Annotated in this window: 14 protein-coding genes; 7 read left to right on the top strand and 7 right to left on the bottom strand. The window is 62.3% G+C overall.

All coding sequences use genetic code 11. The annotated features are described in order from the left end of the window. Positions 1–178 precede the first annotated feature (178 nt). From rpiA to gor, 3 genes are all read left to right on the top strand, one after another. On the top strand, positions 179–877 hold the full coding sequence (gene rpiA / locus JQ628_RS10010) for a ribose-5-phosphate isomerase RpiA (RefSeq protein WP_212222375.1): 699 nt from the start codon (positions 179–181) through the stop codon (positions 875–877). A gap of 21 nt (positions 878–898) precedes the next feature. Further along, complete coding sequence (locus JQ628_RS10005) at positions 899–1,444, top strand: DUF2059 domain-containing protein (RefSeq protein WP_212222374.1); 546 nt, start codon at positions 899–901, stop codon at positions 1,442–1,444. Between the two features lie 163 nt (positions 1,445–1,607). Beyond that, on the top strand, positions 1,608–2,993 hold the full coding sequence (gor, locus tag JQ628_RS10000; protein WP_212222373.1) for a glutathione-disulfide reductase: 1,386 nt from the start codon (positions 1,608–1,610) through the stop codon (positions 2,991–2,993). 92 nt (positions 2,994–3,085) lie between these two features. Here the strand turns inward: gor and JQ628_RS09995 are convergent, their stop codons facing one another. The 4 genes from JQ628_RS09995 to JQ628_RS09980 form a co-directional block, all read right to left on the bottom strand. Then, the gene (locus tag JQ628_RS09995; RefSeq protein ID WP_212222372.1) at positions 3,086–4,042 is read right to left on the bottom strand and encodes an ABC transporter substrate-binding protein; all 957 of its coding nucleotides are present in this window, start codon (positions 4,040–4,042) and stop codon (positions 3,086–3,088) included. Between the two features lie 124 nt (positions 4,043–4,166). After that, positions 4,167–4,766, bottom strand: coding sequence for a DUF4337 domain-containing protein (locus tag JQ628_RS09990; RefSeq protein WP_212222371.1), 600 nt, complete (start codon positions 4,764–4,766; stop codon positions 4,167–4,169). Positions 4,767–5,073: 307 nt separating this feature from the next. Continuing rightward, a complete protein-coding gene (locus JQ628_RS09985; RefSeq protein WP_212222370.1) occupies positions 5,074–5,652 on the bottom strand; it encodes a hypothetical protein in 579 nt (192 codons plus the stop codon). A 182-nt stretch (positions 5,653–5,834) separates the two neighbouring features. Continuing rightward, a complete protein-coding gene (locus JQ628_RS09980) occupies positions 5,835–7,652 on the bottom strand; it encodes a DEAD/DEAH box helicase (RefSeq protein ID WP_212222369.1) in 1,818 nt (605 codons plus the stop codon). Positions 7,653–8,014: 362 nt separating this feature from the next. Between JQ628_RS09980 and JQ628_RS09975 the strand changes: the two genes are divergently transcribed. The 3 genes from JQ628_RS09975 to JQ628_RS09965 all read left to right on the top strand — a co-directional run bounded on the left by JQ628_RS09975 (position 8,015) and on the right by JQ628_RS09965 (position 9,871). Beyond that, positions 8,015–8,440 carry a GFA family protein gene (locus tag JQ628_RS09975; RefSeq protein WP_212222368.1) on the top strand — a complete coding sequence of 142 codons (426 nt, stop codon included), beginning with the start codon at positions 8,015–8,017 and terminating at the stop codon, positions 8,438–8,440. 2 nt (positions 8,441–8,442) lie between these two features. Continuing rightward, on the top strand, positions 8,443–8,880 hold the full coding sequence (locus JQ628_RS09970) for a VOC family protein (RefSeq protein WP_212222367.1): 438 nt from the start codon (positions 8,443–8,445) through the stop codon (positions 8,878–8,880). Between the two features lie 631 nt (positions 8,881–9,511). Then, positions 9,512–9,871, top strand: coding sequence for a hypothetical protein (locus tag JQ628_RS09965; RefSeq protein ID WP_212222365.1), 360 nt, complete (start codon positions 9,512–9,514; stop codon positions 9,869–9,871). 142 nt (positions 9,872–10,013) lie between these two features. Here the strand turns inward: JQ628_RS09965 and JQ628_RS09960 are convergent, their stop codons facing one another. From JQ628_RS09960 to JQ628_RS09955, 3 genes are all read right to left on the bottom strand, one after another. Beyond that, positions 10,014–10,295: a hypothetical protein gene (locus JQ628_RS09960; RefSeq protein ID WP_212222364.1), complete on the bottom strand. Its 282-nt coding sequence runs from the start codon at positions 10,293–10,295 to the stop codon at positions 10,014–10,016. Positions 10,296–10,564: 269 nt separating this feature from the next. After that, positions 10,565–10,696 (bottom strand): hypothetical protein, encoded by a 132-nt coding sequence (locus JQ628_RS34700; protein ID WP_283815782.1) that lies wholly within the window; start codon positions 10,694–10,696, stop codon positions 10,565–10,567. A gap of 942 nt (positions 10,697–11,638) precedes the next feature. Further along, positions 11,639–12,544 carry an alpha/beta hydrolase family protein gene (locus JQ628_RS09955; RefSeq protein WP_212222363.1) on the bottom strand — a complete coding sequence of 302 codons (906 nt, stop codon included), beginning with the start codon at positions 12,542–12,544 and terminating at the stop codon, positions 11,639–11,641. A gap of 174 nt (positions 12,545–12,718) precedes the next feature. On the opposite strand from JQ628_RS09955, the gene JQ628_RS09950 reads away from it, so the two are divergent. Beyond that, entirely contained in the window at positions 12,719–14,107 is a 1,389-nt protein-coding gene (locus tag JQ628_RS09950; RefSeq protein ID WP_212222362.1) for a class II 3-deoxy-7-phosphoheptulonate synthase, read from the top strand.

The following is a 14,107-nucleotide window of genomic DNA, read 5'->3' as shown; positions in this document are numbered from 1 at the left end:
CGAACATCCGGAGGCGATGAGCTCGACGTATTCACCCATCCCGGCGTGGGGCCGCGGTGGAGAGCCGGTTCGGCGCCCTTCTGGCGGCGATGGACAAGGTGAAATAGCCATCGGCGGCGCTGTTCCTGCCTCCAAAACGACGCTAAAAGGCCCGCCGAAACTGGAGGCTGCAATCCCCGTGGATATGGACGCACTGAAACGGCAGGCGGCGGCGCGCGCGCTGGAGCATGTCCGCGACGGCATGAAGCTTGGCCTCGGCACCGGCTCGACCGCCAAACACTTTGTCGACCTGCTCGGCGAAAAAGTCCGCGCCGGGATGAAGGTGACGGGCGTGCCGACCTCCGAGGCAACCCGCGCGCAGGCCGAACAGTGCGGCATTCCACTTACCACGCTGGATGAGATCGACCGCCTCGACCTCACGGTGGACGGCGCCGACGAGGTCGACCCCGCGCTCGACCTGATCAAGGGCGGCGGCGGGGCGCTGCTGCGGGAAAAGATCGTCGCCAGCGCCTCGGATCGCATGATCGTGATCGCGGACGAGAGCAAATGGGTCGATGCGCTCGGCCGATTTCCCCTGCCTGTGGAGGTGGTTCCGTTCGGCCTCGGCGCGACCCGCCGGGCGATGGAGCAGGCGTTTGCGCAAGCCTCGGTTTCCGGGCAAATGGAGGTCCGCAAGGGCAGGGACGGCCACGTTTTTGTCACCGATGGCGGCCACTGGATCGTCGATGTCAGGCTCGGGCAGATCGCCGATCCGCCGCGCCTTGCCCGCCTTCTGAACGTGATTCCGGGCGTGGTGGAGCATGGTCTGTTCGTCGGTCTCGCCAGCACGGTGATCCTGGCGGGCGCACAGGGAATTCGCACTATTGAACGGCGCTAGCCGCAATCGAGGAGAATTGGAATGAAGGGTCTTTCAGTCATTTTGTCAGCGGCAGGCCTCGCGGCGGGACTCGTGCTGACCGCTCCCGCCATGGCGCAGGCGCCCAAGGGCGCGCCCGCCGCGCCGGCCTCTCCGCAACTGAAGCAGGGCTCGCCCGCCGCGATCGCCGCGGCCAAGGAACTGCTGACCATGAAGAATGCGCCCGCGATGTACGCCAACGCGGTGCCGAACCTGGTCGAGCAGACCAAGAACACCCTGCTGCAAAGCAATCTCAACCTGCAAAAGGACCTCAACGAGGTCGCCGTCATCGTCGCCAAGAACCTCGCCGGGCGCGAGCGGGAGATCCTCGACGGCATGGCGCAGATCTACACCAACGAGTTCACCGAGCAGGAGCTGAAGGACCTCGTCACCTTCTACAAGACGCCGCTCGGCCAGAAGCTGCTGTCGGCCGAACCCCGTGCGATCCAGTTCAGCATGTCCTATATGAACCAGTGGGCGCAGGTCTTTGCCGAAACCATCAACGGCCAGTTCCGCGCCGAGATGAAAAAGCGCGGCAAGGATATTTGAGGCCGGCGGTCCTGGCTTCATCCTTCGAGACGCGGCCTTTCGGCCGCTCCTCAGGATGAGGTCTGAGACCCTCATGGTGAGGAGCGCGGCGGCAACGTCGCGCGTCTCGAACCACGAGGCCCCGGACCTAGGCTGAAGCGACGCAGAAAAGGGCACCACCGCCATGGCTGAATTCGACGTCGATCTCTTCGTCATCGGAGGCGGCTCGGGCGGCGTTCGCGCCGCGCGCATCGCGGCCGGCCATGGCGCGAAAGTCATGATCGCCGAAGAGTACCGGATGGGCGGCACCTGCGTGATCCGCGGCTGCGTGCCGAAAAAGCTGTTCGTGCTCGGCTCGCACGTCCATCAGGAGATCGCCGACGCCGCCGGTTTCGGCTGGACCATCGGCGAGGTCAAATTCGACTGGCCGACGCTGGTTGCCAACAAGGACAAGGAGATCGCCCGGCTCGAGGCGGCCTATACCACCAACGTCGAGAAGAGCGGCGCCGAGGTGGTCAAGGCCCGTGCCGAGTTCGAAGGCCCGCACACGCTGCGCCTGTCCGACGGCAAGACCGTCACCGCAAGACACATCCTCATCGCCACCGGCGGCGCGCCCAACCACGGCAAGCCGATCCCGGGCATCGAGCACGTGATCTCCTCCGACGAGGCGTTTCACCTGAAGGAGCTGCCCAAGCGCGTGGTGATCCAGGGCGGCGGCTACATCGCGCTGGAATTCGCCGGCATCTTCTCCGGCTACGGCTCCGACGTCACCGTGATCTACCGCGGCGACAACATTTTGCGCGGTTTTGACGAGGACGTGCGCAAGCACGTCCGCACCGAGCTGGAGAAGCGCGGCATCACCATTATCACCGGCTGCACCGTCGAGAAGGTCGACAGATACGGCAAGGAATTTTCTACGCATCTGTCCAATGGTTCGAGCATCGCCTCCGAGCTCGTGATGTTCGCGATCGGCCGCCACCCGAACGTCGCCAATCTCGGCCTCGACAAGGCCGGCGTCGCCATCAATCCCGCCAACGGCGGCATCGCCGTCGACGGCTGGTCGAAAACCTCTGTGCCGCACATCTACGGCATCGGCGACGTCACCCACCGCTTCAACCTGACCCCGGTCGCGATCCGCGAGGGCCACGCCTTCGCCGACACCGTGTTCGGCAAGCGTCCCGTGCAGGTCGACTATGCCAACATCCCGACCGCCGTGTTCTGCCAGCCCGAGGTCGGCACCGTCGGCCTGACGGAAGCGGAAGCCCGCGCCAATTTTTCCCATGTCGACATCTACAGAACCGATTTCCGCCCGATCAAGGCGACCATGTCGGGCAGTCAGTCGCGCGTGCTGATGAAGCTCGTGGTCGACGGCACCACCGACCGCGTGCTCGGCTGCCACATCGTCGGCGACTGCGCCGCGGAGACGATCCAGGCGCTGGCGATCGCCGTGAAGATGAAGGCGACGAAAGCGGATTTCGACGCGACCATCGCGCTGCACCCGACCGCGGCGGAAGAGCTGGTGACGATGCGGACGCCGACGGCGCGGTATGTGCGGCAAGCGGCGGAGTAGGGGCGGCCGCCAAGGCGCGTACGCTTGGACTCCGAGACTTGGTAGGTACTTGGGGGTGTCCGCAGTACGCTGCGGACATGGGATTCTCGGAGCTATTCAACCACCTTGTCGGCCATTAGTAAGATGGACTCGGGTAGAGCAAGACCAAGCGCTTTTGCGGTCTTTTGATTTAGGACGAATTCGAATCTGGTTGGTTGTTCAACCGGCAGAACCGCAGGGTTTGCTCCTTTGAATATTTTATCGACGTAATCTGCCGCATGGGCGATCAGCGCAAGTACGTCCGGGCCATAGCTCATAAGCCCGCCACCGGTCTCGACGTAATAGCCATACTGGTAGATTGCCGGAACCTTTGCGGTCGCGGCGAGCTCTGGAATTTTCGACCTGTAGGGATCCGCCAGCACGTACAGCGCGTCGCATCTTGCCTCCTTGATCTCCGCGAATACCCGGTCCAGATCGGACGGTGCGGCCGCTACGAAGGGAAGCGTAGACATGCCAATCGCCCGTGCCCCGTTACTCGCAACTTCGTATAGTTGTGCGTGGGTGGGATTTGCGGACATCAATACGGCGATCGTTTTTGCACTCGGGATAACGCGATGAAGAAAATCAAGCGACTTCGCGGTTAAGTCACCAAACATATTGGCAACGCCGGTTATATTCCGGCCCGGACGAGCAAAGCTATCTACGAAGCCTGATCCGATCGGGTCAGTCGCGGGCGCCATAACGATGGGAATTGATTTGGTCACTCGCTGTGCCGCTGCGATAGCCGGTGTGGCCTCCGCGACAATCGCATCCGGATGGAGGTCTACAATTTCTTTTGCCAAGCCGGGCAAACGGTCGTACTGGCCTTCAGCCGCCCTCGAATCGACGGTGAGATTCTTGCCTTCGATATAGCCCAAATCGGTCATCCGCCGCCGAAAAGTATCGAGAGAATCTAGCCGTCCGGAACTCAAACATCCGACGCGCCAACTCCTTTGTTGCTGCGCACGCGCGGCGAGCGGCCACGTGACCGTTGCGCCGCCAAGAATGGTGATGAAATCACGTCGCCGCATTGCGCCTCCGGAGAAAACGCGCGTCAGCCTACGCCATCAACCTAGCACTTTTTGCGAGCAAGCGACCAGGGAGAAGTGGCACCCCAGCGCTTTAGCACTTCCACCGCCATCCGCGTGCGAACCGCTACGCCAGGAACGGTATTTCGACCGCCAGCGTGTAGCCGTTGACCATCAGCAGGCCACCCGCGGCGCCGACGATGCCGCCGAACAGCGCAAGCCAGGGCAGCGTCGCGACGATCGAGACCGAGATCAGCACGATGGCGATCTGGAGGAGGGCTTCGGCATAGTCGAAGTAGGGATCCTGCTTCAGCGCATGGTCGCGCTTGTTCTCGAACTCCTTGGCCCGCACCATCAATTCTTTCTTGCCCTCCTTCGTCTCCGGCTCGGACTCGTAGCGTGCCGCCGTCTTGCGATAGGCCTCCGCCTTTGCCTTCAGGGCCGTCCTGGCCTCGGCGTTGAGGCTTGCGTCCTGCATGAACGCCAGTTCGATCGCGTCGGCCGCGAGGTTGTAGTCGGTCTGGCGGATGTTCTTGGCCTGGTAGAAGGCATAGGTGTTCGCGGCATAGATGTTGTTGTTGGTCGCCTCCTTGCCGGCGTTGGCGCCGCCAAGCCCGGTGATGGCCAGCAGCATCGCCAGAATGGCGATGCCGACCGCCGCGCGCTGCTTGAAGCGGTCGTTCTGCTTGTCCTGATCCATCATGTCGGCGGCGTCTTCGGCTTTCATCGATCGGTTTCTCCTGGCTCCCAGAGCATGATCCGGACCCGGAGGGCCGCGTTAGCGCAAAGTGTGCAGCGGTTTTCCGAAAAGATCATGCTCAAACAATAACCTAACGCGTGATGATGACTAATCCCAATCTCATCACGCGTTAGGGCAGGCGCGATAAACATCAGGGTTATGTCACCATCGCGACGCACGAGCGCGTCGATTTGTCCCGCAGAATGCGGTGATCGTGATCCGCGAAGAACTGTAGGGCGGATTAGCGAAGCGTAATCCGCCGATAGTCGACCAAGAACTACAGAGCTAACCCGCCCTACGGAGCGTCCGTCCAGCTCTCCGAGAATGCCAACGCCGACGTCGAGAACGGTCGGCCTTCACGCTCCCGCGGCCAGGATTTTCCCGTGGCCTCGACGCCGTTGCGGACGAGGCGGGTGCCAAGCGCCGGGATCAACACGGTGCACACGCCGTAGCGTCGGCCCGGAATCTGGTTCGGCTGCGAGTGGATCAGCAAGGGCTCACCGATGTCGAACCAGGTCAGCGAAATCTCCTCGCCATGCGATTTGACGTGCTCGGTCCAGAAGTAGCTGACATCGCCGTTCCTGGAGAATTGCGCGTCCGCGCAGGGGATCGTCGTGTCCAGGAGCTCGGGATTGAGCATGCCCTGTACGGTCGATTGCAGCCACCGCGCCATTGCGATGTTGTCGGAGTAAATGCGCCAGCGCGCTTCCGTCAGCTCGCTTTTCAGATAGAGGACGTGGCCGGGACCGGCAGGCGAAAAGATGATCCGCCAATAGCTCGCATCGGTGGAGTTCGGATCGCCGTCCTTCGGGCTCAACCTTATGAAGGGGTTCTCGCCCGTCAGGATCGTCTTGTTGGGATCGGCAATGCTCATCTGACTGGTCTCCGCTCGGCTTCTCAAAGCGGGCATTCCTTATCATTTGCGGGATTGCAGCGGCAGTAGGGTGAATTGGCGCAGCGTAGTCCGCCGGTCGCCGACAATAAACGGCGGGTTACGCCTGCGGCTAACCCGCCCTACGGCTGTGGTCGTGCCGGATGGCATTGTTACCGGTCAGCCTACGCAATCAAGCGCTGCACCAGCGGCGACTCACTTGAGTACGTCAAAAGCGCCTCGTGAGTGGCCCGAGTAACCCCGACATACGTCAGTCGAACACATTCCTCGACCGGCTCGCCGCGGCGGCCGAGCAAGCCCAAACCTGCAATAGCCACGCACGGAAATTCGAGCCCTTTCGCGGTGTGCATGGTCAACAACCGCACGGCCGCGTGCTTCGTCGAAACCCTGTTCCGGTTGTTCCTGGCCATATCGATCGGCACTTTATGCCTGGCGAGTGCCTGAGCGACGCGCTCTCCAACCCAGTGCTCCGGATAAAGGCAAGCCATTTGCGGCCACTCGTACCCCGCCTTTCTCCGCCCGAGAAACCACTCGGCGACGCAGTGAGCTTCTGCGTCGACGCTCACACACTGTCGCACGTCTGGCACCAGTCCCTGTCGACCCGCATCTTCGGGCAACAGGATTGCGTGCTCATCGTCGGCCTTCGTGCCTGGAGCGCCGATCACGTCGGAAGCGAAGCGTCTCGCGAAGGCAACTATTTGGGCGGTGTTGCGGTAGTTGACTTTCAACACGGTCGTTCTGCCCTTCGCTTCAATTCCGAGCTGGCTCCACACCGGGCGCTCGCGCCCCTTGTAGATGGCCTGGATATCGTCGTAGACGACCATCAGCGCCTTCGTGTGCGGGTTCACCATCTTGGCTGCAAGAGCGAGCCATTGCGGCTCGAAGTCGTGTGCCTCGTCGATCAGGACAGCATCGTACTGTGCCGTTGGGATATGCCCCTGATCTACTGCCTTCACGACCTCGGAGACGCTCGCAGCAAGTCGCTTTTCGTAGTCCGGATATTCTCGCTCGGATGGCGCCGGAATCCCATAAGTCCGCAGCATCCGGTAACACCATGAATGAAAGGTGAGGACCTGAACACGGTCCTCCACGCCGCGATTTTGCATCGTATCCTCAAGTCGCCCGGCGATGCCATTGGCGTAGCAAAGGATGAGCACCGGCTTTGTCGCGGCACGCGCCAGATACTCGGCTCGAAAGGCAAGGATCAGCGTCTTGCCCGATCCAGCCACCCCGCGAATAATTCGATGCCCCTCTCCCAAGCTGCGCGCGATCTGCTCCTGATGCATGTCCATGACTGCAAGTGTCCGGTCGGACGGATCGGGAGCCATCGCTTCGTCCAGAGGCAGGGCAATCTGTCGTATGCGGATCTCGGGAAAGAGCAACGCACGCAGGCGGTCGAACTGCGGCATCGACAGAGGCTCTCCGAGACGCGGATAAACCATGCGCCACAATCTGGAGCGGAATTCTTCAGGGTCTGTGCCCTCTGTCATTTCATCCTTGAACACACACAGATGCTCGGCAAATACCTCCTTGAGATTGGTCTGATCGAACTGTTTGCGCGTGATATTCGTAAATACGGCCCCGAAGCCGAACGGAAGAATGGATCTGCCCATGAAACGATGACCGGTAGGAAACAGTAATTGCCCATCCCGCTCCAGCGTGCGCACGACCTCGAACGTATACTTGCGAGCTTGCTCCAGGGGATTGCTCTCCCGCACAATGCCGCGGCTCGTCAGCAGTTCGACTTTTACCTTGTCGGCCGACACGATTGACTCCAGGCGCCAGTCCTTCACCTCAAGCACGAGCAGGCCGTTCGCTGGGTGAACGATGATAAAGTCCGGATGCCGGCTGCGAGGGCCAACCGGCAGGTTGTGCCAAACGACAGCGTTCTCTTCGAGGAAGTCCTTGAGGCGCTCCGCGAGTCGCAGCTCGCCACGGCTGTCGAAGCGCGCGAAGCCCAGGCTAGGGATCAGGATTGCCATGCAACGACCGAAAGGTTGACAGCCAGCTCTGAGCTTAATGCTACTCCAATACGCGCTGGATCAATGCTTACGGCCTGGCCCGGCGCGTTCTCCCGTGGTCAGTGAGAGCAGAACTGACATCGCTTGTAAATTGCGCCACGGAGCGTCGAGCTGCTTTGCAGCCTCTTCTCGAGCGGCTTCAGCGCTCATTCTTGATGATCTGCCCCCGGATGACCTCGCGTTATTTGGCGCTCATGGCGCGAATTACAGCGTCGCTGGCGGCGTTGTGCAATGCCGCAAGGATTGGGGCAGGGGAGTTGGTCATGTGCAATCTTGTTGGTATGCGTAGTCAGCTAGAGCCCGGAGAAGGAGACACAGGCAACATGGCGAGCAACCCGAACGTTCTGGCCGGCCAATGCCATTGCGGCGCGGTGCGTTTCGAGGCGACGCTTAGCGACGGCTTCAATTCGATCCTCCGCTGCACCTGCTCTTACTGTCGAATGCGCGGCGCCGTCGCGGCCGCGGTGGCGATGGGCGGGATCAGGTTCGTCAGCGGCGAGGATGCGCTGACGAGCTACCGCTTCAATACCGGAGCGGCGCAGCACTTCTTCTGCTCGCGCTGCGGCATCTACACGCATCACCAGCGGCGATCCGACCCGAATTCCTATGCCGTGAACGTCGCCTGCCTCGACGGGGTGAGCCCCTTCGACTTCCCGGAGGTGCCCGTCATTGATGGCGTCAATCACACCAAGGACACCGGCAAGCCCACGCGCCGCGCCGGCACGCTCCGCTTCATTCCGGCGGACTGACAATGGCGCTCAAGCGGATGGACAACGTCGGAATCGTCGTCGAAGACCTCGGCGGCGCGATTGATTTCTTTCGCGAACTCGGCCTCGAGCTCGAAGGGCGGGCCACGATCGAAGGCGAATGGGCCGGACGCGTCACTGGCCTCGGCGATCAGCGTGTCGAGATCGCGATGATGCGCACGCCCGACGGCCACGGCCGGCTCGAGCTGTCCCGCTTCCTCGCGCCGCCTGTTGTTGCAGATCACCGCAACGCCCCGGTCAACGCCCTCGGCTACCTCCGGGTCATGTTCGCCGTGGACGACATCGACGAGACGCTTGCAAGGGTCCGCACACGCGGCGCGCAGCTCGTCGGCGAAGTCGTCCAGTACAAGGACGCGTATCGGCTCTGCTACATCCGTGGTCCTGAAGGGCTTCTCATCGGACTAGCCCAGGAGCTTGGCTGAGCGATTAGCAGGACGGCAGGCTGTACGGCGGATTAGCGCAGCGTAATCCGCCGACCATCGGCAAGGAGGCGGCGGGTTACGCCTTCGGTTAACCCGCCCTACAGACCGTTGCGGTTCCTCCGACGGAACGCGCTTTCGCCTTTCGTTCTTGACCCGTTGCAGATACCGTAGCGCAAACAAAGGGGCGCAAGGCTTTTATGGTTGATAAAATTAGACGGGCTTTCGATGAGCTGGAGGCTCCCATCTGCTCCACCTGCAACATCGAAATGAGGTGGACGCGCTCCACTCTGGTTGCCGCTGATATCATCAACCACCTGTTTCATTGTCCCAACTGCTCCCGTGCCGGGGAAACGAGGTCCAAAATCGAGGCAGTGATGGTCCCGCCCGGCAAGCTCTCTGCGCCGGCGTTCAAGCGAGCCGCATAAGGCTGCGAGTTGGCCGGGCGCCTTCGACAAAGCGAACGAATGGCACGCCACCAATCCCGCAAAACAGTCTCGAACGCGTGATGGTTCGGCGCCTCCGTCCTCGCGCGGCCTTGATGGGACGTGAGCAAGCGTCTCCTTCCACATGACCATTCGTCCACCATTTCCATAGCGAGCCAAGACTGCTGGCTTGCTACGGAGAAATCGAGATGAAAAAGCTTTCGCTTTGCGCAGCGGCAACATGCGCTTTTGTTGCGATGGCAGGTGCCGCGCAGGCACGATCGGCCTATGACGGTTCCTGGGACCTCAACTTCGTGACGGAGCGGGGCCCATGCGATCCCACTTACAATTTTCCAGCCAATATTTCCGACGGGGTCGTCACCAGTCCGAACCTCGTGAGATTCCGGGGCTACGTCGCGCGGTCAGGCATGGTTCGCGCCTCGGTGACCGTTCAGGACAAGTTCGCCTCCGGCTCCGGCCGGCTCGTCGGCGCATCCGGCCGCGGCACATGGAGCGGCCACTCCATGAATGGCCGCTGCTCGGGTTACTGGACCGCGCAGCGCAATTGACGGCGAGCAGAGCCGTAGGGCGGGTTATCCGTCCGCGTCCGCCGTAGCTCATCGAGCGAAGGCGGAAGGCGGTAACCCGCCGATCTGCCGCCGATGAAATGGTGGGTTACGGCTTCGCCTAACCCACCCTACGGACCTCTTTTCAATCGTCGTACGATCGCCGCGCCGAGGCCGACCGCTCGCTTTGCCTGCCGAACACGCTGCGGCAGCCGGCGCTCAGGTTCGACTTGTTTCGCTGCATGCAGGCGATGATGCGGCCGCGGTCGGGAATTTCCGACGAGCAGAGTCGCATGACGTCGCCGGTGCAAAGGCGCTGTGCTTCTGCCTCGTTGACGGCGTGGCTTGGCGCCGGCGCCATCACGAGGCAGAGCACCAAGCCGGATAGAATGGTGAAGGCGCGGATAGAGTGCGGGTGAGTTCGCATTGATTGTCCCCAAACAGAAAAGACCGGACCCACGGTCATCGTCCTCCGCGGCCCGCCGATCCGCATCGGAATCACAATCATGATCGTGAGAGACGCGCGTTCACCCTTCAAGTTGATTGCGAAAGTGTGCACGGAATTCGTTGTTGCATTGCGCTTTGTTCCCTGAGCGGAACTGCGCGCACACGATTGCTGCTCGCCGCGCAGTCGATCGACGCGCGGCGAGGGAAGTAAACGCAACGTTGCTGTTTGAAGATCGCCTGCGCTGCCGATCAGCCGCGATCGAACGGCTGGTGTATCGCCGATGTCTGGACGTGCAACTGGCGCACGGTCGTGAGCGTCGCAAACAACGTGGCGAAGCCAAAGGCAACAAGCAAAGCGATCAGATAAATGCGCGGGCTCATGCTCCGCTCCAGGTTAAAATCTCCACCCATGGATGGAGCTAAGGCGCGGCCTTGGCGCCTTCAACCCCTCTCGCAAAGCGGAAAGTGTGCCACATCACGTTCGCATTCAGGCCCGGTTCATGAGCGATTTCAGGCAGATCGCTCCGTCGGGCAAATCACCCAAAACCTGTCCAGCCCTTGCTGCAAAAATATTTCGCTTGCCAATTCTGAAAATCAGAAATATAAGCTTGGCCGTCTCATCCCCGAGAGGGGCGTTGGCCATCGTCACCACACGTTGGGATGGGATGCGGTGGACGCTTCTGTTCTTTGGACGAACGAACCGGAGCGTACGGCCAAGTCGTGTGGTTCTGACGCCGCGATGCTGGCGTCAAGTTCCTGAGAAGCCAGCGCTTCCCAGGGATGACGGTGACAACAAGCCCGCTCCGCCGGGAAGAGCACGAAGTACGCCGTAAAGCCATTGCGCAGGGGATGTCGGAGTGTTCTCCGCTCACCTGTATGCTCGTGTGCACCTTTTTGTGCTTGCGCAACAGGCGCACGAGACCGCGGGTGCAGCGCGCACCCGGCATTCCCTGCTCCCTCTGGTTTGGAGGGAAGGCGAAAGAGACTGCCAAAACTCGGACATTGCATGCCGCGAGATCGAGAAGCTGTGTTTGGAGCGCAAGCCGCTTCTACTCCCTCTCCGTCATCACCCGCGAAGGCGGGTGATCCAGTATCCCAGAGGCCGCAGTGATTGAACCGAGAGGCCGCGGCGTACTGGATTCCCCGCTTTCGCGGGGAATGACGACCGTTGGATTGGCGGCGACGCGGGATATCGTGTCCCGTGCGCCGCGCAGCATGAAGCGTGAGCGGAATGATGCGCTGCAGACCCGGGACCCAGAAGTTGCGAGCAGGGAAGCCGGGGGCAAGGCATGGTCCCGGCTCAAGGCCGGGACACAAGAGTGACTACTCCGCCTGCATCCACTCCGCCGCGCCGCGCCACAGCGTGTCGCGGTGCTCGGGCCGGAAGAATCCCATATGCCCGATCTTCGTCACCCCGGCATCCGCCGGCGTGATGCTCATGATGTCGGGCTTGGCCGCGGTAAATCCCGAGCACAGCAGCTCCACCGCCGTGCGCGTCGCCCAGGGGTCGTCGGTGAAGCAGATCGCGCGCAGCTCGGCCTTGTACTTCTCGAAATTGGAAAGCCCCGGCAGGTTCGGATCCTGGAACAGATAGCGCGGGTTATTGATCCAGCTCGCCCATTGCAGGAAGGCGTCCTTCGGCAGGTCCTGGCCGAGGCCGGCCCAACCGGGGGCGTAGCCGAACAGTTTTGTCAGGGGCACGCCGACATAGTTGACCATCGCATAGACGCGATAGGATTCGGGCGAGGCCATCAGCTTCCAGTAGCCGGCCTGCGCCGCGATGAAGAGGGTCCGCGACACCTCGGTGTTGTTCGCCAGCAGGCCGAACGCCTGTCCGCCGAAGGAGTGGCCGACATAGGCGAGCGGCAAATCGCGGTAGCGCTCGCGCATCCACCTGACAGCCGCGGTGACATCCTTGGCCGCCCAGTCCGCCATCGAGGCCTTGAAGCCGGCCAGCGATTTGACCTGGTTGTAGCCGGTCATCGCCTTCTGCCTGGAATCGCCGATGCCGCGATAATCGTAGGTCAGGACAGCGCACCCGCGGTGCGCGAGATAGCCGGCAAAGCCGCGGTAGAATTTGCGCGGGATGCCGGTCCCCGCATTGATCAGCACCGCATGGGTGCGCTTGCCGGTGCGCGGCAGGAACAGCGTGGCGCCCAGCGGATAGCGGTCGATCGCGTGCACGATGATGTCGTCGGCAAAGACATCGTCTGGAACACCCTCAGCCACCGCAACTCCCCCGCAACTCAACGCACGCCGTTAACAAATGCGAATTCGGCTTTCGCCGCAAGAGCTTGACCAAGCAGGCGGAATTCCACCTAGCGGTCCCTCACAACCCTGTGTATAACCCGCCGCTTGGAACCTCCCATTGAATAGCGGTATTTTGCTCAGGAGTTAACGACTATGTCCGAGCGGTGGACACCCGACGGCTGGCGCGCCAAGCCAGTGCAGCAGATGCCGCAATATCCCGACGCCAAGGCCTTGGCCGACGTCGAGGCCCAACTCGCGACCTTCCCGCCACTGGTGTTCGCCGGCGAGGCGAGGAATCTGAAGAAGGCGCTCGCCCGCGTCGCCAGGGGCGAAGCCTTCCTGCTCCAGGGCGGCGACTGCGCCGAAAGCTTTGCCGAGCACGGCGCCAACAACATCCGCGACTTCTTCCGCGTCTTCCTCCAGATGGCGGTCGTCCTGACCTATGCCGGCGCGCTGCCGGTGGTGAAGGTCGGCCGCATCGCCGGGCAGTTCGCCAAGCCGCGCTCCTCGCCGACCGAGAAGGCGAACGGCATCGAGTTGCCGAGCTACCGCGGCGACATCGTCAACGACATCGCGTTTACCGCCGAAGCGCGCACGCCCGATCCGCAGCGCCAGTTGATGGCCTACCGGCAGTCGGCGGCGACGCTCAACCTGCTGCGCGCCTTCGCCACCGGCGGCTACGCCAATCTCGCCAGCGTGCATCAGTGGATGCTCGGCTTCCTCAAGGATTCCCCGCAGTCCCGCCGCTACAAGGAACTGGCCGACCGCATCTCCGAGGCGCTCAACTTCATGCGCGCCTGCGGCCTCGACCTCGAAGCCCATCCTGAGCTGCGCGCCACCGACTTCTACACCAGCCACGAGGCGCTGCTGCTCGGCTACGAGCAGGCCTTTACCCGCGTCGATTCCACCACCGGCGACTGGTACGCGACTTCCGGCCACATGATCTGGATCGGCGACCGCACCCGCCAGCTCGATCACGCCCATATCGAATATTTCCGCGGCATCAAGAATCCGATCGGCCTGAAATGCGGTCCGTCGCTCAAGCCGGATGAACTGATCAAGCTGGCCGACGTCCTCAATCCCGACAACGAGCCGGGCCGGCTGACGCTGATCACGCGGTTCGGCCACGAGAAGGCGGGCGAGCATCTGCCGGGCATGGTGCGCGCCATCCAGCGCGAGGGCCGCTCGGTGGTGTGGTCTTGCGATCCCATGCACGGCAACACCATCACCTCCAGCACCGGCTACAAGACGCGGCCGTTCGACCGCATCCTGTCGGAGGTGAAGACGTTCTTCAGCGTCCATGCTGCCGAAGGCACCCACGCCGGCGGCGTGCATCTGGAGATGACCGGGCAGGACGTCACCGAATGCATCGGCGGCGCGCGGGCCATCAGCCACGAAGATCTCAGCGACCGCTATCACACCGTCTGCGACCCGCGCCTCAACGCGGAGCAGTCGATCGATATCGCGTTCCTGATCGCCGAATTGTTGAAGCAGGAGCGCGCCAGCAAGGCGGAGCCGATGCCGGCCGCAGCGGGATTGTAA

This window comes from Bradyrhizobium lablabi, assembly GCF_018129385.1.
Lineage (GTDB): Bacteria > Pseudomonadota > Alphaproteobacteria > Rhizobiales > Xanthobacteraceae > Bradyrhizobium > Bradyrhizobium lablabi_C.
The sequence above is the reverse complement of the archived record's forward strand: the minus strand, read 5'-3'. Positions and strand labels throughout refer to the sequence as shown.